Source organism: Nocardia sp. NPDC049526, assembly GCF_044465765.1.
Taxonomy (GTDB): domain Bacteria; phylum Actinomycetota; class Actinomycetes; order Mycobacteriales; family Mycobacteriaceae; genus Nocardia.
In genome coordinates this window covers 123,458-141,936 of record NZ_JBITMA010000012.1, presented here as the reverse complement: position 1 = coordinate 141,936, position 18,479 = coordinate 123,458, and the positions used below count along the sequence as shown (strand labels likewise).

Here is an 18,479-nt window from a genome sequence, read left to right as displayed (position 1 = left end):
TCGGGCCTTGTGTCTTTCGTCGACGACGTGGTCAACGTCCTCCCCAAGCCCCTGCGGGAGATCGCTTACCGCCACCACGAACTGATCAAATTCGCGATCGTCGGCGCGACCACCTTCATCATCGACTCGGGCATCTTCTATGTGCTCAAGTGGACCGTGCTGGAGACCAAGCCGGTCACCGCGAAGATCATCTCCGGCGTGATCGCGGTCATCTGCTCCTACATCCTCAACCGCGAGTGGTCGTTCAAGAACCGCGGCGGGCGCGAGAAGCACCACGAGGCGCTGCTGTTCTTCGGCGTCAGCGGCGTCGGTGTCGTGCTGAGCTTCATCCCGCTGTGGATCTCCAGCTACGTCTTCGACCTACGCCAGCCCGATGTGAGCTTCACCGTCGAGAACATCGCGGACTTCATCAGCGCCTTCATCATCGGCAACCTGCTGCAGATGGCGTTCCGTTTCTGGTCGATGCGCCGCTGGGTGTTCCCGGACGAGATCAGCGAGCTCGTCGAGGAAATCGAGGAACTGCTCGAGGAAGAGCAGCTCGGCCGCAGTTAGCGCGGCTCGGGCGCCTGCGCGCCGTTGGGTGTGCGTTGCGACGCACTCGATCCGAGGAACATCGCGAACAGCGCAGGGCGGCGACGCTGCAATTCCAACCGTCCACCATCGGCCTCGATGAGCGCTCGAGCGAGGGCGAGTCCGACACCGGTCGAGCCGCCGGCGGAGAAGCCGCGGTCGAAGATGTGCGGTGCGAGTTCGTCACGGACGCCGTCGCCCTCGTCGGCGACCTCGACCACCACCAAGGGCTCCCGATCGCTGACGGTGCGCACGGTGCGCACCGATACCGTGCAGGTGCCGCCGCCGTGCATCAGCGCATTGTCGACCAGCACGGCGAGTGCTTCACGCAGCCGCGAACCGGTGATCGGGGCGCGCAACGATTCGTCGCCGATCAGCCGCAGGATCCGGCCCGCCTCGGTGAACGGATGCGACCACTCCTCGACAACGCCGCGCAATTCGTCCATCACCGGCACCGGATCGCGATCGGCGGCATCCTCGTCGCGCGAGGCCCGGACCAGATCGTCGATCGCGTCGGTCAGCCGGTCGACCTGCGCCATGGCTTCCTCGGCCTCGTGCACCACGGCCGGATCGGAATGCGCGGACAACTCGTCCAGCCGCAATCGCACCGCGGTCAGGCGACTGCGCAGCTGATGCGAAACGTCCGCGACCAGCGCGTGCTCGCGCTGCAGTCGCCCGGCGATCTCGACGGTCGCCGAATCCAGCACATCGGAAACCCGGTCGAGTTCGGAAATCCCGTGCCGCCGCGGATCCGGCCGGAAGTCCCCCATCGCCAGCCGGGCGGCGCGGGCCGCCACGTCGCGGAGCGGATCGGCGACCCGGCGCGCGGTGATCATCGCCACCGATACCGCCGCGCCCAGTGAGGCGAGCACCGCGAACGCGACCACCGCAACAGCCTGGATCTGCCGCGCGTGCATCGGCCCCGACGGCACCTCGAGGCGCAACGAACCCTTGGTGCCCATCGCCAGCGATTCCACCACCGGATCGTGGACCTGCTCCGCGCCGATATCGAGCCGGGACGCATTGTCCTGCGGCGCCGGATAGATGATGGTCAGCTTGCCGTCCTTGGGGATCAGCGGCCGCACCAGTCGGGTGTCGAGTTCGCCGAGCACCGCGCCGTCGCCGTGTTCCTGGGCAATGATCTCCGCGGCGATCCGCTCGAGCCGGTTCTCCAGATCGTTGCGGGTGATGTCCTCGACCCACAGCCACGCGGTGTAGATCAGCGGGACGCCGAGCACCACCGTGGTGATGGTCAGCACGGTGAGTATCGATCGCAGAATTCTGCGTCTCATATCAGTTGGGCCGCACCATCAATCGGTGTTCAACCGGAAGCCGACACCGCGCACGGTGACGATGCGTCGCTCGGCCATCGGGCCCTCGTCACCGATCTTGCGGCGCAACCAGGACATGTGCATATCCAAGGTTTTCGAACCGCGCAGCTCGGCGTCGCCCCACACCTCGCGCAGAATCGTCTCGCGCGGCACCACCTGGCCCGCCCGATCGATCAAAACCTTGAGCAGCTCGTATTCCTTGTTGGCCAAACCGACTTCGACGCCGTTCACCAGTACCCGGCGCGCCGCCGGCTCCAGCCGGATACCGCCGACCTCGACCGCCTCGTCGCCGATTCCGCTGCGCCGCAACAAAGCTCGCACCCGAGCGAGCAATTCGGCCAACCGGAACGGTTTGCCGACGTAGTCGTCCGCGCCCGCGTCCAGCCCGACGACGAAGTCCACCTCATCGGTGCGCGCGGTGAGCATCAGGACGGCCAGATCGGCACCCCGGGCGCGCACCTGGCGGCACACCTCGAGCCCGTCCATACCGGGCAGGCCGAGATCGAGGATGAGCAGATCATGATCGCCCTCCAGTGCGCGTTCGAGTACCGCGGGCCCGAAGCGTTCCACGGTGACCGAATAGCCCTCGCGCCCAAGCGCACGCGACAGCGGTGCGGCGATGGCCTCATCGTCTTCGGCCAGCAGTACGGCGGTCATTGACCCAGATTATCCCGGGATTCCTCGAACACCTGCCGGTACAGCAGTGCGTGCACCTTCTGCACCTGCGGGATGTCGTCGTATTCGAGCGGTTCCTCCGAGGACGATCCGATGATCAGGGTGCCGGTGCCGAGCATCCGGTCGAACAGCCCGTGCCGGAACTGCACACTCGAAATCCGGCTCATCGGAATATCGATGCCGGTGTGGGTGATCACGCCCTGCCGGATGAGCACCCGGCGGTCGGTCACGATGAAATGTGTCGACTGCCAGCTGATAATCCTTGCGACACAACGCCATACGATGATGCCGAGCCAGACGACCAGTACCACGATCAGCAGTACCGAGCGGGTCGTGCCCTCGGTCCTGCGCCAGATCAGTCCCCCGGCGAATCCGGCCAGCGCGGTCGCGATGATGAGCGTCACGATCGGCCAGAACAGCATTTTCCAATGCGGATGACGATGGAGTATCAACTGCTCGTCCGGGGCGAGCACCTCCTCCGGATAACCCATGCCGGAACCCTACCGCGAGAACACGCCGGGAGAGCGTGGACAGCGACGCGCGCCGTGCTGCACAATCAGCAACTTGCGCCGTCGCCACCTCGAGAGTCTCTCGAGTAACCTCGAGATTCCGCACAGGATCGCTCCATAGCCTCGATCCGACGGCAGCCGATCGACCCGGCTGTGCCGTTCGACCAGCTCTCGTTTTGTTCTGCTCAACGCTCTGCCTGTGAAAAGACAAGTCCGGCTTGACAAGACGTCGAAAACGAACCGTGGAGGCGTGTGTGACCAAGGATCTGACCCAGCTGGAAATCCTGGCCGAACTCGAACCGGTGGCCGAACAGAATCTCAACCGCCACCTGTCGATGGCCAAGGACTGGCACCCGCACGACTACGTTCCGTGGGACGAGGGTCGCAACTTCGCCGCGATGGGCGGGACGGACTGGGCGCAGGAGCAGTCCAAGCTGAACGAGGTCGCCAAAGCCTCGATGATCACCAACCTGCTCACCGAGGACAACCTGCCCTCCTACCACCGACTGATCGCCGAGAACTTCTCCCTGGACGGCGCGTGGGGCACCTGGGTCGGGCGCTGGACGGCCGAGGAGAACCGACACGGCATCGTCATGCGTGACTATCTCGTGGTCACCCGTGGTGTCGATCCGGTCGCGCTCGAACAGGCCCGCATGATCCATATGACCCGCGGCATACCCTCGCCCGAGGGCTGGGGTGGATTCCTGCTCAACGTCGCGTACGTGACCTTCCAGGAGCTGGCCACCCGGGTCAGCCACCGCAATACCGGCCGGGTCTGCAACGACCCCATCGCCGACCGCATGCTGCAGCGCGTCGCCGCCGACGAGAACCTGCACATGATCTTCTATCGCAACATGTGCGGCGCGGGCTTGGATCTGGTCCCCGACCAGGCCATGGCGGCGATCACCACGATCCTCACCAACTTCATCATGCCCGGCTTCGGTATGCCCGACTTCCGCCGCAACGGCGCGCTGATGGCCAAGCACGGCATCTACGATCTGCGCCAGCACCTCGAAGAGGTGGTGCAGCCGGTGTTGAAGAAGTGGAATGTCTTCGACCGCACCGACTTCGGCCCGCGCGGCGAACAGGCGCGGCAGGTACTCGGCGAGTTCCTGGAGAAGCTGGGGAAAGACGTGCTCAAGTTCGAGGAACAGCGCGACCGCTTGCTCGCCCGCGAGGCGGCGCGCGGCGTGATGCAACCGGTCTGATCCCCTAACCCCGGAATCCCTTGTCGAGTGCCTCCGCAAGGGATTTCAGGTCAGTAGTCGGCGCGCAGGTGGGTTACATCGGCGGCGGAAACGACGTGCTCGCCGATGCGCAGGCGGCCCGCGCTGTCGACATCGGTGGCAATGCCCTCGAGGGTCTGGCCGCCGGGCAGTTCGGCGCGCACCGGTGCGCCGAGGGTGGCGCAGCGGTCGCGGTAGAGGCCGATCAGGTCGGTGGTGGCCCAACCGGCGTCACGCCACGCGGTGAAGCGGAGGGCGAATTCGGCCAGCAGTGACCGCACGAGCTCGGTGCGGTCGGTGACCTTCGCCCCCGCCAGCGTGAGCGAAGTGGCATGCGGCACCGGCAGTTCCGCCTCGGTGAGACCGACGTTCAGGCCGATCCCGACGACGACGGCGGGCGCCCCACCACCGGAGGCGACTTCGGCCAGGATGCCCGCGACTTTGCGGCCATCGATCAGCACATCGTTGGGCCACTTCAGATTCGCGTCCACACCGGCGGTCGCGCGCAGTGCGTCCACCACGGCGACGCCGGTGAGCAGCGGCAGCCAGCCGAGCACGGCAGGCTCGATGCCGGGCAGCCGCACCAACACCGACATCGCTATCTGTGCGCGCGGCGGGCTGATCCAGCTCCGGGCATGCCGACCCCGGCCCTGCTCCTGGGTTTCGGCGAGCAGTACCGCGCGATCGGCGCCGGCCTCCCCGGCCCGAGCGATCAGGTCCGCATTGGTCGACCCGGTCGACTCCACCACGGCGATGTGGGAGAAGAACGACAGCTCGGGCGACTCGATGAGACTGCGCCGCAACTGCTCTGCATCCAACGGTGGCCTGTGCACACCGGCAGGCTATCCGACGAGGTCGTACTCGCGAATCGGCACCGCGACGGACATGCCGTCATCGGATTCCGCTTCGACCTCGGCCCACTCCTGCGGATCCACGACGGTCGGCTCGATTTCCACGGTCTGCCAGCTGGTCCACGAGGTCGCCGCGGCGTGCTCGGCGACTCTGCTGCTCCATCCCCACATGACTTGCTCCTCAGCTAGGTGTGCGTTGTCCTCCCAGGCACCTCACTGGCCCCCTTATCTCGAGCTGAAATGCGAACGTCCTCAGGGTATCCGGGCACCGTCGCGCCGCTCCACTGATTTTCCGGCCTCTAGCTCCGAGTTCGGGTCGGCAATCGACCAGGAAGTTTGCCGCCATTCGCATGTTGGAACATGATCTAGCTGCGGTTTTCTACTGACCGGTAAGCGACACTCGGTTACCGAGAGGCACTGGCACTGGTTACACTCCGGAGCCATGACGAGTGTCCAGCACCAGCCCGCATCGGAATCGGCGGGCGCCCCCGATATCCACACCACTGCTGGGAAGCTGGCTGATCTGCGGAATCGGCTGGAAGAGGCCAAGCACCCGATGGGTGAAGCCGCGGTCGACAAGGTGCACGCCAAGGGCAAGATGACCGCCCGCGAGCGCATCCTGGCACTACTGGACGAGGGCTCCTTCGTGGAACTGGACGCGCTGGCCCGCCACCGCAGCGTGAACTTCGGCCTGGAGAACAACCGGCCGCTCGGCGACGGCGTGGTGACCGGCTACGGCACCATCGACGGCCGCGACGTCTGCATCTTCAGCCAGGACGTCACCGTCTTCGGCGGCAGCCTCGGCGAGGTCTACGGCGAGAAGATCGTCAAGGTGATGGATCTGGCGCTCAAGACCGGCCGTCCGCTGATCGGCATCAACGAGGGCGCGGGCGCGCGCATCCAGGAAGGCGTCGTCTCGCTGGGCCTCTACGGCGAGATCTTCCACCGCAATATCCAGGCCTCCGGCGTGATCCCGCAGATCTCGCTGATCATGGGTCCGGCCGCCGGTGGGCACGTCTACTCGCCCGCGCTGACCGACTTCGTCGTCATGGTCGACGGCACCAGCCAGATGTTCGTCACCGGACCGGATGTCATCAAGACGGTCACCGGTGAGGACGTCACCATGGAAGACCTCGGCGGCGCGCACACCCACATGACGAAATCCGGTGTCGCGCACTACGTCGCCTCCGGCGAGCAGGACGCGCTGGACTACGTCAAGGATCTGCTGAGCTACCTGCCGAGCAACAACCGCGCCGAGGCCCCGCGCTTCCCGGCCACCGACCCGATCACCGGCGCCATCGAGGATTCGCTCACCGACGAGGACCTCGAGCTGGACACGATCATCCCGGATTCGCCGAACCAGCCCTATGACATGCACGAGGTCATCCGTCGCCTGCTCGACGACGACGAATTCCTCGAGGTGCAGGCCGAGCGCGCGATGAACATCATCGTCGGCTTCGGCCGGATCGACGGCCGCAGCGTCGGCATCGTCGCCAACCAGCCGACCCAGTTCGCGGGCTGCCTCGATATCGACGCCTCGGAGAAGGCCGCGCGCTTCGTGCGCACCTGCGACGCCTTCAATATCCCGATCATCACCCTCGTCGATGTTCCTGGCTTCCTGCCCGGCACCGGCCAGGAGTACAACGGCATCATCCGGCGCGGTGCGAAGCTGCTCTACGCCTACGGTGAGGCCACTGTGGGCAAAATCACGATCATCACTCGCAAGGCCTACGGCGGCGCCTACGACGTCATGGGTTCCAAGCACATGGGCGCCGATGTGAACCTCGCGTGGCCGAGTGCTCAGATCGCGGTGATGGGCGCCTCGGGCGCCGTCGGTTTCGTCTATCGCAAACAGCTGCAAGAGGCCGCGAAGAGCGGAAACGATGTCGATGCGCTGCGTCTCGAGCTGCAGAACGAGTACGAGGACACCCTCGTGAACCCCTACGTGGCCGCCGAGCGCGGGTACGTCGACGCGGTCATCCCGCCCTCGCACACCCGCGGCCAGATCGTCTCGGCACTGCGTTTGCTCGAGCGCAAAATGGTCACCCTGCCGCCGAAGAAGCACGGCAACATTCCGCTGTGATCAAGCGATAACCTCGATGGGCCGCGCACACTGGTTGCAGAGACGCAATGAGTCGATTCGAGGATGATGATCGCTTGATCCATATGTCCTTCGAGTTGGGCATGGGCTCGATCGAAATAGAGAGAGGATCTGGCACTGTGACGACCGTGGCAGATGAAGATGTGTTGACCGCCGTCGAACTGGATCTCACAGTCGACCCGATCGCGGACGCGGTCGAGGCGGCCACACCGGCGGCAGCACCGGCCCACGTGGTGGCCGAGCAGCCGTTCATCCGAGTCATCAAGGGTGCGCCGTCCGACGAGGAAGTCGCGGCGCTGGTATGTGTGCTGTCGGCGGCCGCGAACGGGGCCGCGAGTAACGGACCGGTCGGTCCGTCCGACTCCTGGGGTCGCCCGACCCTGATGCACCGCGGCACCTCGCCGTTCTCTCCGTACTCGTTCCCGCAACTGTCACACCTGCGCGACTGATCGGATGACGAGACTCGTTCTCGCCTCCGCGTCGCCCGCCCGCCGCGCGGTATTGCGCTCGGCGGGCATCGAACCCGTCGTCCGGATCTCCGATGTCGACGAGGACGCCGTTGCCGCGGCACTGCCGCCCGGCACGGCCCCCGACGTCGTCGTGGTAGAGCTCGCGCGGGCCAAGGCACGGTCGGTGGCCGCCACAATTCCGGAATTCGCCGCGGATTGCATTGTGGTCGGCTGTGATTCGATGCTGCTCGTCGACGGCGAACTACAGGGCAAGCCGCACACGCCCGAGGTCGCGCGGGCCCGGTGGTCCGAAATGGCCGGGCGCAGTGCGGATCTCATTACCGGCCACTGCGTCCTGCGCATGCGCGACGGTGAAATCGTCGCCCAATCCGTCGACTGCAGTTCCACCACAGTGCATTTCGCCAAGCCCGAGCCCGAGGAGCTGGACGCCTACATCGCGACCGGTGAGCCGTTGCAGGTCGCCGGTGCTTTCACCCTCGATGGCATGGGCGGTTGGTTCGTCGATCGCATCGATGGCGATCCGTCGAGCGTCATCGGGATCGGACTACCACTGCTGCGCCGACTGCTTGGCGACATTGGGGTCGGCATTGCGCAGCTGTGGCGCCACTCGCCCAGCTGACGGCGGCGCGATCCGTGGCTCCGCCCCGGCCTCCGCGCCGATCGGCACCGGTGTCGCGTCGCGCTCCGGCTCCCGCCGTGCCATGAGTTCCAATCGAACCACGCAGAGCTCCGGCTCGACGAACGGTTGCAGCCGGACATTCACCTCGCCGCGCACGCCGTTCCGGTCGAGCACCTCTTTGATCAAGCCCAGGTGCACGCCGCACACCACCTCGGAATGGGTGCGCGCGAGTTCGCGCAGCGGGCAGGCGGTGAGCCGGATCAGGACCTGCTCATCGGTTTCGGCGGCCGCGTCACGCTCCGGCGCGAAACCCAGTTCGGACATCAGCGTCATGGTGACGTCCCTGGCGTCCTCCAGCGATTCGACCGCATGGTCACCCGCGTCGAGTTTGGCGCCCCAGGCGCGTCCGGCGGCAATGGCCGCCTCGGAGCGACGCCGCGGATCGGGGCCGAGCTGATCGGCTAGGACCTGAGCCAGTTCCTGATAGCCAACCGATCGCTGGACCGCGCTGTAGCCGATGCGCGGGCGCCCACGGCCGCGCGGCGGTTGTTGGAACTGCCGCACCAGCGATTCCCTGGTAAGCACATCCAGATGGAACCGAACAGTGGTGACGTGCTGTCCGGTGATTCTGGCCAGTTCTTGGGCGTCGAGAGGTTCGCTGGCGCCACGTAGGATCGCGAGCAGTCGACGCCTCGGCCAAGAATCGGACATAGCTCACCCCTCCTCCCGGGAGACTTTATCGGATGAGGGTGCGATTTATTCGCCCAATCAGCCGATTTGTGATCTGAAACGAGTTTCACTAACGCCTCACACCTAACATCGGCGTGAGACCCGAACCGCTGTAACCACCCGTCTACCTCGTGTGAAGGACCCATATCGTGCCCGTTGCCCCGGACTCTCATCCTGCCTTCGGTTCGTACGCACATCCTCACCGACTAGTAACCACAGAGTGGCTATCGGCAAACATCGGCACACCGGGGCTGAAGATCATCGAATCCAACGAGGACATCCTGCTCTATGACATCGGTCACGTTCCCGGCGCCACCAAGGTCGATTGGCGGGGCGACCTCAACGACCCGGTTACGCGTGACTATATCGACGGTGCCCGGTTCACCGAGTTGATGCGCACCAAAGGAATCGAGCGCGACGATACCGTGGTGATCTACGGCGATCGCGGCAACGCGCAGGCCGCGCATACGTTCTGGGTCTTCACCCTGTTCGGGCATCCGGATGTGCGGCTGCTCGACGGCGGACGGGACGCGTGGATCTCCGAGGCGCGCGACACCACCTTCGACCCGCCGTACCTGCGGCGCAGCGAGTATCCGACGGTCCAGCGCGACGACAGTTCGGTGCGCGCGTTCCGCGAGGATGTACTCGCCCACCTCGGCAAGCCGCTGATCGACGTGCGCTCCCCCGAGGAGTACTCCGGCGAGCTGATCCAGCCGCCGGCCAATCCAGAGGACGCGGCGCTGCGCGGCGGACATATTCCGACCGCAGTGAACATTCCATGGACCGAGGCCTTCCACAGCGACGGCCGCTTGCGTTCCCGCGCCGAATTGGACGATATCTATGGCGCGCTGGCGGCCGCGGACGATCTGGTCGTCTACAGCCGGGTCGGCGAGCGGTCCAGCCACACCTGGTTCGTGCTGACCTATCTGCTGGGGTTCGAAAGCGTGCGCAATTACGACGGGTCCTGGACCGAATGGGGCAATTCGGTTCGGATGCCGATTGCCAAGGGGTATGAACCGGGTGACGCACCGACGGCCGCTACCCGCAAGGCGCGCGCCCGATAGCCGTGATCTGGGCGCATCACAGCCGACGGCCCATTGTGATGTGCGACCTACTGTGGAGTAGGCCTATCCGAGTGCGGCGGTTGTTGGCAGACTGCCTACACTCGCCCGAGACGGAAGTATGTCGACCACGGGGCGACCAAGAAGATTGCTAACAGGAGGCTCAGTGCCCAGCCATGCCAGCGCGCGGATATCGAAGGTACTCGTAGCTAACCGAGGCGAGATCGCCGTTCGCGTGATCCGGGCGGCCAAGGATGCCGGTATCGGCAGTGTCGCGGTGTACGCGGAGCCGGATGCCGATGCCCCCTTCGTGAAACTCGCCGACGAGGCGTTCGCCCTCGGCGGGCAGACCTCGGCCGAGTCCTACCTCGTCTTCGACAAGATCCTCGACGCCGCGGCCAAGTCCGGCGCCGACGCAATCCACCCCGGCTACGGTTTCCTTTCCGAGAACGCCGACTTCGCCCAGGCCGTCATCGACGCCGGGCTGATCTGGATCGGCCCCTCCCCGCAGTCCATCCGCGACCTCGGTGACAAGGTCACCGCGCGCCACATCGCCGAGCGCGCGAAGGCACCGATGGCGGCGGGCACCAAGGATCCGGTCAAGAACGCGGGCGAGGTGGTGGAGTTCGCCAAGGAGTACGGCGTGCCCGTCGCGATCAAGGCCGCCTTCGGTGGTGGCGGTCGCGGTATGAAGGTCGCGCACACTATCGAGGAGATTCCGGAGCTGTTCGACTCCGCCGTCCGCGAAGCCACCGCGGCGTTCGGTCGCGGCGAATGCTTCGTCGAGCAGTACCTGGACAAGGCCCGCCACGTCGAGGCGCAGGTCATCGCCGACAAGCACGGCAACGTGGTGGTCGCCGGTACCCGCGACTGCTCGCTGCAGCGCCGGTTCCAGAAGCTGGTCGAGGAGGCGCCCGCGCCGTTCCTGACCGATGATCAGCGCGCCCGAATCCACGCTTCGGCCAAGGCCATCTGCAAGGAGGCCGGTTACTACGGTGCGGGCACGGTGGAGTACCTGGTGCAGGGCGACACCGTGTCGTTCCTCGAGGTCAACACCCGCCTGCAGGTCGAGCACCCGGTCACCGAGGAGACCGCCGGAATCGACCTGGTGCGTCAGCAGTTCCGCATCGCCGAGGGCCACGAGCTGGCGATCAAAGAGGATCCGACGCCGCGCGGGCACGCCTTCGAGTTCCGGATCAACGGTGAGGACGCCGGCCGCGGCTTCCTGCCCGCGCCGGGTCCGGTGGCGGTGTACCAGGAGCCCAGCGGCCCCGGTGTGCGCGTCGACTCCGGTGTGGTGCAGGGCAGTGTGATCGGCGGCCAGTTCGACTCGATGCTGGCCAAGCTGATCGTCACCGGCGAGAACCGGGAGCAGGCGCTGCAGCGGGCCCGGCGCGCGCTGGCCGAATTCCACGTCGAGGGGCTGGCGACGGTCATCCCGTTCCACCGCGCGATCGTCGAGGATCCGGCGTTCATCGGTGACGGCGAGAAGTTCGACGTCTACACCAAGTGGATCGAGACCGAGTGGGCCAACACCGTCGAGCCGTACAGCCCGGCCGGTGCCGCCGCTGACGAGGACGAGGATCTGCCGCGGCAGAAGGTCGTCGTCGAGGTCGGTGGGCGTCGGGTCGAGGTGTCGCTGCCGGGCAACTTCACCGTCGGCGCGGGCGCCGCGGGTGCGGGCAGCAATGGCGCCGGGGTGATCCGCAAGAAGCCCAAGCCTCGTAAGCGTGGCGGCGCAGGCGGCGGTGCGGCCTCCGGTGACGCGGTCACCGCGCCGATGCAGGGCACCGTGGTCAAGGTCGCGGTCGAAGAGGGCCAGTCGGTCGAGGCGGGCGATCTGATCGTGGTCCTCGAGGCCATGAAGATGGAGAACCCGGTCAACGCGCACAAGGCCGGTGTGGTCACCGGACTGTCCGTGGAGGCGGGAGCGGCCATCACCCAGGGCACCGTGCTGGCAGAGATCAAGTAAACAGCTGGCGAAGACAGTCTCGGAGCGGGCGCTGGACAACGACGTCCGCGCCCGCTCTGTCGTATCGTGGATCGGTGACCAGCTCTGCCGTCGTGCCCACCGCCGCGGAGGTCATCCGCGGCCGACGTGAATCAGCCAGCCGCGCCGACGGATATCGCCTCGCCTTGGTCGTCGAGGGTGGTGGCAGCCGCGGCGTCTACTCCAGTGGGATGGTGCAGGCGCTCGAGGAACTCGGGCTCGCCTCGATCTTCGATGCCGTATACGGCACTTCGGCGGGTGCGATCAACGCGGCGTGGTTCTTGTGCGGGCGGGCACTGTCGGGCATGCGGTCCTGGACCGATCCGGTGATCATGCGGCGTGCGGTCGATCCGGCCCGGCTGCTGCGCGGGCGGCCCGCCTTCGACCTGGACTATCTGGTGAACCAGGTGTACGACGGCATCGAGCCGATGGATTTTCCGGCAATTCTGGCCAATACCACCACCTTTCATCCGATCGGCACCGATATCCGCACCGGGCACGCGGTCGATCTGCGCCGGCACATCGTCGACAAGCCCACGCTGATGACCGCGCTGCGGGCCTCGGCGGGGCTGCCGATACTCGCGGGTCCGCCGGTGCCGCTCGGGGGTGCCGAATATCTGGACGGCGGGCTGTCCGAAACGGTGCCGATCCGCACCGCGGTGCGCGACGGCGCGACGCACGCCTTGGTGCTGCGCACTCGACGCACCGATGAAAACCGCCCACCCGCGCCGCGATTGCACCAGGTCGTCGGGGGTAGCTATCTGCGGGTCAGGGCACCGGGGGCTTACCGTGCCTGGCTGCAGCGGCCGCATCAGCAAGCCGTCGAGGACAACTTCCTGGCGGGTCTCGGGGACGCGGCTCTGCAGATCCACCCGCCCCTCGGCTCCCCGAATGTGGACAGCGCCGCGCGTGACACCGCGCTGCTCTCCGAGGCGTTGACGATCGGACGGCAAGCCGTGCATGCGGCCCTTGCCGCGCTAGTTCAGCTCGACGGTGGCGCCGTTGGAGAGCATGAAGTCGTGTAGTTCGAGCCGACTCGGGGTGGCGTCCGGCCCGACGTCGAAAACCAACTGGGTGGTGGCCGATTGGCCGGGCTGGAGTTCGAACGAGTAGCCGTAGCGGCGCTGGGTGGTCTGCCACATTGTCGCGATCGCGTTGTGGTCGACCTGGCGGCCCTGGGTGTCTACGAGACGTTGACCGACGGGCAGGAACCACTTCGGCTCATCGGAGATATTGCGAACGGCGACCGTAACGACAGAGTAGGAGCCGCTCGCATTCTGCAATCCGATCCGCGGGACACCGGAATCCACCGAGGTGACCACGAATTCGAACTTGCCGTCGCGTACTGGGCTGTTCAAGCCGGCAGATACCGGCGCCGGCGGCTCGGCTGATTGCGCGGTATCGCCGTCGCGCACCGCAACCGATGGATCGGCCGTGCGCGTGCCGCCGCCGCTGCCGGTATTACCGAAGGCGATCAGTGCGGCACAGCCCGCAGCCAGCATGAACGGGGTCAGGAATATGACGACGAGTGCGCCGATCAGCCTGGACAGGAAGGACTTACGGCGCCGGCGCTGATACTTGCGTGGGGGTGGTGCGATCCATGGGCGGCGCTGTGAGACCGACCAGCGAGGGGCGAGCGGAGCCCGCTTCGGTTGTGGTGCAGCTCGTTTGACTGGAGTGAGTTGACCGATGACCGGTGTCGGTTGGACCGCAGCACGATTCGGTGACCATGGTGAATGCTGTTGTGGGTCGACGGTAGGCGGTGCCAGTCGGGTTGCCACGAGTGTCGGCGTTGGGCCTGGCTCGGGCAGGACCTTGGTGGGATCGAGTGGCTTCGGCGACTTGACCAGCGGCTCTGGGGATTCTGCCGATGGGGTCGGCGCGGGTGTCTCTGCTCGCGTTGGCGGGCGCGTTTCCACTCGCGTTGGTGTCGGCTGCTCATCCGCTGCCAGCCGTCGCGTCCCCGGTAACTGCGTGTTCGGCTGCGGCGCATCCGGGAGCGGGGGCAGCGGTGGTGCCGTCCGCGGTAGCGGCACGTGGGTCTCCACTCGCGTCCGGGCGTGCGTCTGCAACCGTGTCGGTGTCGGCTGCTCATCTGCTACCGGACGTCGCTGCGGTAATAACGTGTGCGGCTGCGCCGCGGCCGAGAGCGAAGACTGCGGCTGTGACGCGGGCAGCTGCGGTACAGCCGGGAGCGGAGGCCGTGCGGCCGGCTCGGCTGGTGGCCGGGCTGATGCAGGCGGCGACTTGGGTGTCGAGTGCTGGGCCGAGGATGCGGCCGCGCCGGGAGTAGATGATTGCGGGACGGCGTGTGGGAGGCGCGCGAAGGCGGTGGCTGTGTAGGCGGCGGCGGCGAATTCGCGGGCGGTGGGATAGCGGTGGGTCTGGTCCTTGGCCATGCCGCGGGCGATTACCGCGTCCAATTCCGGTGGGACAGCGGGGTTCACGGTTGATACGCGGGGCGGGTCGGTCATCAGGTGGCCGTGCATCTGGCGGGCCGGGTCGGTGTCGCCGTAGGGACGGCGGCCGGTCAGGCATTCGTAGAGGACGCAGGCCAGGGAGTAGACGTCGGAGCGGGCGTCGACGGTGCCGTTGAAACGTTCCGGCGCCATATAGGCCCAGCTGCCGATGGCCATGCCGGTGGCGGTGACGGCTGTCTGGCCCAGGCTCTGCGCGATGCCGAAATCGATGAGATATGCGTGCCCGCCGGTGCCGACCAGGATGTTCGACGGTTTGACGTCACGGTGGATCAGCCCGGCTCGATGCGCCGCATCCAGACCCGAGGCCGCCTGCGTCACGAAGTCGACGGCCGCGGTGGGTGTCAAAGTGCCCACCCTGGTCAGCATTTCGGCCAGATCGATGCCATCGATGTACTCCATATCGATGTACAACCGGCCGTCGAGTTCCCCGAAACCGTGAATCGGCACGATATGCGGATGTCGCAGACTCGATCCGAGCCGCGCCTCCCGCTGGAACCGCTTTCGATAGTCCGCATCGGCGGCCACCTGCTCCGCCAACACCTTCAGCGCGACCGTGCGCCCGGTTTCGCTGTCATGCGCCAGCCATACCGCCCCCATACCGCCCCGCCCGAGCAAACGGTCGAGCCGGTACTTCCCGAACTGTTCCCCCATCACTTACCTCCCGGTGGCCGCGCCATTGCGGAGTGGGGCGGCAACCCGATCGAAACCGCATCGCCCGAACCTATCCCCGACCCTAGCCCGGCCACCCATCCTCGAACAGTGTGAGCTCCCCTACGTATTCCTACTCAATCGGCGACACACGACCGCCGCAAACACCGAGGTGTACCACTCGGCGCTGCTTACTTGCCCGGCTTGGCGCGGCCGCCGCCATGGCCGGGCTTGCCCTTGTTCGGCTTATCGTTGCCATTAGCCGAGCTGTTCACATGCGGATTTCCGTTGCCGACGACCGTGGGGTCGTCGGGCATCTCCCCCAAAGTCTGCGCAGGTACCCAATTTGCGATGCCGCCATCTACGGTGCGGCATACGAGCGGGGTGCCGTCCGCCGCAACGGTATCGCCGTCGACATCCGGATTGCACAGCTGCCCGAGACCCGGAATCAGCACATTCGGCGAAGCAGCCTGCGCTGATTCGGTCGGCACCAGCGAGCCGGGGACAGCGGGCGTCGTCCGAGCAGCCGACGGCGCCGCAGAACTCGTTTCGCCTCCGGGCCGCCCCAACCACAGCGCCAACCCGATCACAGCAACCAACGCAGCAATAGCAACAGCCGCATGCCCCGGCCCAACTCCCCACCAACTCTCACCCTCCCCCCGCAACTCGACATCTCGCCCCGACTCCCACGCACCCCCACCAACCCACGTCGACTCACCCGAAGTCCCAACATCCCGCGTCCGCTCAGCTACGGCCGCCCCGCCCAGCACCGGCTGACCCTCAGACCGGCCGCCCCGCATCGAATCACGCACACCACCGACATCACGCATTCCCTGCCCCGTGGCCGCACCGGCCCGCATCGACCCGCCCGCAGCCCCTGCGCCCCTCGTCGGCTCAGGCACAGCCCCGGCATCCCCCATACCGGCAACTTCCACCCCACCGGCCCACATCGTCTCCGGCACAGGTTGAACAGGCCGCACCCTCGCGCCTTCAGACGAGCCGCCTCGCATCCCCGCACCCACAACCGCACCGCCCCACGCCGACTCCGGCACAGCCCCGGCATCCCCCATACCGGCAACTTCCACCCCACCGGCCCACATCGTCTCCGGCACAGGTTGAACAGGCCGCACCCTCTCGCCTTCAGACGAGCCGCCTCGCATCAGCTCATCGGCAGGTCGAGCGGCCCGAATCTCCGCGCCCTCGGACGGGCCGCCCTGCATCGCAGCACACGCAGACCCAGCGTCTCGCACCTGCTCCCCTGCGGCCCCGAGGGCCAACATCGAGGCAGCCGCAGACTCAGCGACCTGCATCTGCTCGACTCCGCCTGCCCGCATCGGCTCACCGGCAGACCCGGCGACGCATGGCCCGGCACCGACGCCGACCGACTCGGCCGCGCGCCATGGCTCGGGCACGCCTGTCGGCACTGTCGACGCGGCGATCTCGACTGTCGAGGCCTCGCGGCCGGTCACCGCGACATATGCTGCGCAGGCGAATTCGCCTGCGCTGGAATAGCGTTGGCGGGGATCCTTGGCCATGGCGCGGGTGATGACGGCGTCCAGGGTCGCTGGTACAGCGGGGTTCTGGGTAGCGGCGCTGGGTGGGGCGGTCAGCAGGTGGGCGCGCAGTTGCTGTGGGGAGTCGACATTGCCGAAAGGTCTTTGGCCGGTGAGGCATTCGTACAGGACGCAGGCCAGCGAGTATTGGTCGGCGCGCGCGTCGGCGATGCCGTCGAAGCGTTCCGGCGCCATATATGCCAGGGTGCCGACCACATTGCCGTGGGCCGTGATCGCGGGCTGATCGATGCGATGTGCGATACCGAAGTCGATCAGATGGACGAAACCGGTCGGGCCCACCATGATGTTGGACGGTTTGACGTCGCGGTGCACCAGGCCGACCCGGTGCATGGCATCGAGCGCCATCGCGGTCTGCGCGATGATCGCGACGGCCCGCGCCGGATCCAGCGGCCCGGTGTCCCGCAGTAATGCGCTGACATCGGTGCCCTCGATGAACTCCATATCGATATAGAGGCGGCCGTCGAGTTCGCCGAAGGTGTGGATCGGAACCCGGTGCGGTCCCGGGGCCTGGGCCGCCAGGCGGGCCTCCCTGGTGAACCGCAGTCGGCAGGTCGGATCGGCGGCGTGCGAGCAGGCCAGTACCTTCAGGGCGACGGCACGGTCGGCGACGGTGTCCCGGGCGAGCCAGACCTGCCCGGTTCCACCGGTGCCGAGCAACCGATCGAGGCGGTAGTGGCCGAACCACGTCTTGCCCATGTCGAACCTCCTACTACCTTCCGTTCGTCTCTTAGCTACCCGAAATCCACACCGGCATCACAGAATCCGCGAATCGGTTTCCGCGGCAGAGGCGATCATGACGCAACCGGCCCGCTCGGCGTCGCGAAATTCGACGAGCACGACGTCGATGCGGTAGCGCGGGAGCCTTCGGTAAAAGCCGCTAGCCTTGCTGTTATGAGTGACCTGCCCGAGATTCGCATCGGCACCGCGGAGCGCGAGCAAGCGATGCAGCGCCTGTCCGATCATTTCGCCGCCGGGCGGCTCAGCGTTGCGGAGTTCGACGAGCGCAGTGCCGTGGTCGCGGCCGCGCTGACCCGCGGCGACCTCGAGAAAGTCTTCGTCGACCTGCCCGAACCCGCGCCCGTCGCCGCAGCGCCCGCCAAGCGCGACTCCGGGTTCATCGCCGAGTGGCCGGAGCGGGCGATGGCGGTGATCCCGATCCTCGCCGTCATCCTCTTCTTCGTCACCGGCAGCTGGCTCTGGTTCCTCGCCATCCCGCTCGCGGGCGCACTGCTGTTCGGTGGTCGGCACGAGCACCAACGCCGCCGCCCGCGCGACCGTCGCCGCCGCCGGCAGCTGGAGGACTGATGGAGCCCGTCGAAATCAATGCGGGCAGCTGGTACCTGCGTGCCCTGCGCGCCGACGACCGCATCGATGACCGCCCCGCCCTCGCCGACGGCGGTATCACCGATCCGAACTACGTCACCCTCCGCACCGAGCAGTGGGATGACGAATCCCACTTCTCCTGGGCCGTCTGCGAACCGACCACTGCCGAACTGGTCGCCGAAATCGTCGTGACGCCCGGGGCCGGCAACACCGCCGAACTCACCGGCTGGGCCCGGCCCGGTTACGAGCCCGCCCTCGAAACCGGCACCACCGCGGTCCGCCGCTTCGTAGAAGGCGGCCTCGGCCTCCGGCTCCCTTGAGC

General features: G+C 66.8%; 18 protein-coding genes. 10 read left to right on the top strand and 8 right to left on the bottom strand.

Features of this window, described 5'->3' with window-relative positions; genetic code table 11:
* Positions 1-9: 9 nt before the first annotated feature.
* Complete coding sequence (locus ACIBW7_RS32605) at positions 10-552, top strand: GtrA family protein (RefSeq protein WP_397053071.1); 543 nt, start codon at positions 10-12, stop codon at positions 550-552.
* On the opposite strand, the gene ACIBW7_RS32600 is transcribed toward ACIBW7_RS32605, so the two are convergent.
* The 3 genes from ACIBW7_RS32600 to ACIBW7_RS32590 are packed head-to-tail and all read right to left on the bottom strand — an operon-like array spanning position 549 to position 3,067.
* The gene (locus ACIBW7_RS32600; protein WP_397053069.1) at positions 549-1,862 is read right to left on the bottom strand and encodes a sensor histidine kinase; all 1,314 of its coding nucleotides are present in this window, start codon (positions 1,860-1,862) and stop codon (positions 549-551) included. The two genes, ACIBW7_RS32605 and ACIBW7_RS32600, sit on opposite strands and share 4 nt — an antisense overlap.
* Before the next feature lie 18 nt (positions 1,863-1,880).
* A complete protein-coding gene (locus ACIBW7_RS32595) occupies positions 1,881-2,558 on the bottom strand; it encodes a response regulator transcription factor (RefSeq protein ID WP_040686995.1) in 678 nt (225 codons plus the stop codon).
* Entirely contained in the window at positions 2,555-3,067 is a 513-nt protein-coding gene (locus ACIBW7_RS32590) for a PH domain-containing protein (RefSeq protein WP_397053066.1), read from the bottom strand. Before ACIBW7_RS32590 ends, ACIBW7_RS32595 begins: the two co-directional genes overlap by 4 nt.
* Positions 3,068-3,339: 272 nt before the next feature.
* Here ACIBW7_RS32590 and ACIBW7_RS32585 point away from each other — a divergent pair, with 272 nt between their 5' ends.
* Positions 3,340-4,293, top strand: coding sequence for an acyl-ACP desaturase (locus ACIBW7_RS32585; protein ID WP_397053064.1), 954 nt, complete (start codon positions 3,340-3,342; stop codon positions 4,291-4,293).
* A 50-nt stretch (positions 4,294-4,343) separates the two neighbouring features.
* Here the strand turns inward: ACIBW7_RS32585 and ACIBW7_RS32580 are convergent, their stop codons facing one another.
* Both ACIBW7_RS32580 and ACIBW7_RS32575 read right to left on the bottom strand, forming a co-directional pair.
* Positions 4,344-5,144 (bottom strand): biotin--[acetyl-CoA-carboxylase] ligase, encoded by an 801-nt coding sequence (locus tag ACIBW7_RS32580; RefSeq protein WP_397053062.1) that lies wholly within the window; start codon positions 5,142-5,144, stop codon positions 4,344-4,346.
* Between the two features lie 9 nt (positions 5,145-5,153).
* Positions 5,154-5,333, bottom strand: coding sequence for a hypothetical protein (locus tag ACIBW7_RS32575; RefSeq protein ID WP_397053060.1), 180 nt, complete (start codon positions 5,331-5,333; stop codon positions 5,154-5,156).
* Positions 5,334-5,604: 271 nt separating this feature from the next.
* Between ACIBW7_RS32575 and ACIBW7_RS32570 the strand changes: the two genes are divergently transcribed.
* The 3 genes from ACIBW7_RS32570 (at position 5,605) to ACIBW7_RS32560 (ending at position 8,352) form a co-directional block, all read left to right on the top strand.
* On the top strand, positions 5,605-7,245 hold the full coding sequence (locus ACIBW7_RS32570) for an acyl-CoA carboxylase subunit beta (RefSeq protein ID WP_040686987.1): 1,641 nt from the start codon (positions 5,605-5,607) through the stop codon (positions 7,243-7,245).
* Between the two features lie 146 nt (positions 7,246-7,391).
* Positions 7,392-7,712, top strand: a complete 321-nt coding sequence (locus ACIBW7_RS32565; protein WP_397053058.1) for an acyl-CoA carboxylase subunit epsilon — start codon at positions 7,392-7,394, stop codon at positions 7,710-7,712.
* 4 nt (positions 7,713-7,716) lie between these two features.
* Positions 7,717-8,352 (top strand): Maf family protein, encoded by a 636-nt coding sequence (locus ACIBW7_RS32560; RefSeq protein ID WP_397053056.1) that lies wholly within the window; start codon positions 7,717-7,719, stop codon positions 8,350-8,352.
* Here the strand turns inward: ACIBW7_RS32560 and ACIBW7_RS32555 are convergent.
* Positions 8,278-9,063, bottom strand: a complete 786-nt coding sequence (locus ACIBW7_RS32555; RefSeq protein ID WP_397053054.1) for a helix-turn-helix transcriptional regulator — start codon at positions 9,061-9,063, stop codon at positions 8,278-8,280. The genes ACIBW7_RS32560 and ACIBW7_RS32555 overlap by 75 nt on opposite strands.
* Positions 9,064-9,230: 167 nt before the next feature.
* On the opposite strand from ACIBW7_RS32555, the gene ACIBW7_RS32550 reads away from it, so the two are divergent.
* From ACIBW7_RS32550 to ACIBW7_RS32540, 3 genes are all read left to right on the top strand, one after another.
* On the top strand, positions 9,231-10,145 hold the full coding sequence (locus ACIBW7_RS32550) for a sulfurtransferase (RefSeq protein ID WP_397053052.1): 915 nt from the start codon (positions 9,231-9,233) through the stop codon (positions 10,143-10,145).
* A 163-nt stretch (positions 10,146-10,308) separates the two neighbouring features.
* The gene (locus tag ACIBW7_RS32545; protein WP_397053050.1) at positions 10,309-12,114 is read left to right on the top strand and encodes an acetyl/propionyl/methylcrotonyl-CoA carboxylase subunit alpha; all 1,806 of its coding nucleotides are present in this window, start codon (positions 10,309-10,311) and stop codon (positions 12,112-12,114) included.
* Positions 12,115-12,188: 74 nt separating this feature from the next.
* A complete protein-coding gene (locus tag ACIBW7_RS32540; protein WP_397053048.1) occupies positions 12,189-13,157 on the top strand; it encodes a patatin family protein in 969 nt (322 codons plus the stop codon).
* On the opposite strand, the gene ACIBW7_RS32535 is transcribed toward ACIBW7_RS32540, so the two are convergent.
* Both ACIBW7_RS32535 and ACIBW7_RS32530 read right to left on the bottom strand, forming a co-directional pair.
* Entirely contained in the window at positions 13,110-15,263 is a 2,154-nt protein-coding gene (locus ACIBW7_RS32535; RefSeq protein WP_397053046.1) for a protein kinase, read from the bottom strand. The two genes, ACIBW7_RS32540 and ACIBW7_RS32535, sit on opposite strands and share 48 nt — an antisense overlap.
* A gap of 188 nt (positions 15,264-15,451) precedes the next feature.
* Positions 15,452-17,530, bottom strand: coding sequence for a protein kinase (locus ACIBW7_RS32530; protein ID WP_397053044.1), 2,079 nt, complete (start codon positions 17,528-17,530; stop codon positions 15,452-15,454).
* Between the two features lie 195 nt (positions 17,531-17,725).
* On the opposite strand from ACIBW7_RS32530, the gene ACIBW7_RS32525 reads away from it, so the two are divergent.
* Together ACIBW7_RS32525 and ACIBW7_RS32520 are read left to right on the top strand one after the other, a co-directional pair.
* A complete protein-coding gene (locus ACIBW7_RS32525; protein WP_397053042.1) occupies positions 17,726-18,139 on the top strand; it encodes a DUF1707 domain-containing protein in 414 nt (137 codons plus the stop codon).
* Positions 18,139-18,477: a hypothetical protein gene (locus ACIBW7_RS32520; protein ID WP_397053040.1), complete on the top strand. Its 339-nt coding sequence runs from the start codon at positions 18,139-18,141 to the stop codon at positions 18,475-18,477. The genes ACIBW7_RS32525 and ACIBW7_RS32520 overlap by 1 nt, the downstream gene beginning before the upstream one ends.
* Positions 18,478-18,479 lie beyond the last annotated feature (2 nt).

Excerpts from the sequence above, each read along its gene's own strand:
- ACIBW7_RS32600 (WP_397053069.1), bottom strand. The coding sequence starts at position 1,862 with ATGAGACGCAGAATTCTGCGATCGATACTCACCGTGCTGACCATCACC.
- ACIBW7_RS32595 (WP_040686995.1), bottom strand. The coding sequence starts at position 2,558 with ATGACCGCCGTACTGCTGGCCGAAGACGATGAGGCCATCGCCGCACCG.
- ACIBW7_RS32590 (WP_397053066.1), bottom strand. The coding sequence starts at position 3,067 with ATGGGTTATCCGGAGGAGGTGCTCGCCCCGGACGAGCAGTTGATACTC.
- ACIBW7_RS32575 (WP_397053060.1), bottom strand. The coding sequence starts at position 5,333 with ATGTGGGGATGGAGCAGCAGAGTCGCCGAGCACGCCGCGGCGACCTCG.
- ACIBW7_RS32570 (WP_040686987.1), top strand. The coding sequence starts at position 5,605 with ATGACGAGTGTCCAGCACCAGCCCGCATCGGAATCGGCGGGCGCCCCC.
- ACIBW7_RS32560 (WP_397053056.1), top strand. The coding sequence starts at position 7,717 with ATGACGAGACTCGTTCTCGCCTCCGCGTCGCCCGCCCGCCGCGCGGTA.
- ACIBW7_RS32555 (WP_397053054.1), bottom strand. The coding sequence starts at position 9,063 with ATGTCCGATTCTTGGCCGAGGCGTCGACTGCTCGCGATCCTACGTGGC.
- ACIBW7_RS32535 (WP_397053046.1), bottom strand. The coding sequence starts at position 15,263 with ATGGGGGAACAGTTCGGGAAGTACCGGCTCGACCGTTTGCTCGGGCGG.
- ACIBW7_RS32530 (WP_397053044.1), bottom strand. The coding sequence starts at position 17,530 with ATGGGCAAGACGTGGTTCGGCCACTACCGCCTCGATCGGTTGCTCGGC.
- ACIBW7_RS32525 (WP_397053042.1), top strand. The coding sequence starts at position 17,726 with ATGAGTGACCTGCCCGAGATTCGCATCGGCACCGCGGAGCGCGAGCAA.
- ACIBW7_RS32520 (WP_397053040.1), top strand. The coding sequence starts at position 18,139 with ATGGAGCCCGTCGAAATCAATGCGGGCAGCTGGTACCTGCGTGCCCTG.